General features: G+C 63.3%; 1 protein-coding gene. It reads right to left on the reverse strand.

All coding sequences use genetic code 11. From position 1 onward, the window contains the following. A partial coding sequence (locus tag EN874_RS32760; protein WP_127428861.1) for a DUF692 family multinuclear iron-containing protein occupies positions 1 to 330 on the reverse strand: 330 nt, incomplete at both ends.

Genomic DNA, 330 nt, shown 5'->3' on the forward strand with positions numbered 1-330 from the left:
CTCGGCCAGAAACTCGGCCTCGCTCATCGAGGAGTCCGCAAAGGCGACGTAAGCAGACAGATTCTCGATCAGAACCTGCCGATTCAACGTTTCCTGGACGGTCTCGACGTTGCGCGCCACGATCGCCAGCGCGTCTTCGTCGTAGCGCAGCGGCAGCAGATCGTTGAGGTAGGCGCCGTCGGCGACGCTCCAGGCCAGATGTTCGGAGACGAGATCGGGCTGGAAGCGCTCGCAGACCTTGCGCAGTCGCTCCAAATGATCGCGGTCCAAGCCTCGCGCGCTGCCGAGCGACAGGCCGACGCCATGAACGGAAACGGGATAGATCTCGCG

This window comes from Mesorhizobium sp. M1D.F.Ca.ET.231.01.1.1 (genome assembly GCF_003999155.2).
In the GTDB taxonomy this organism is placed as follows: Bacteria; Pseudomonadota; Alphaproteobacteria; order Rhizobiales; family Rhizobiaceae; genus Mesorhizobium.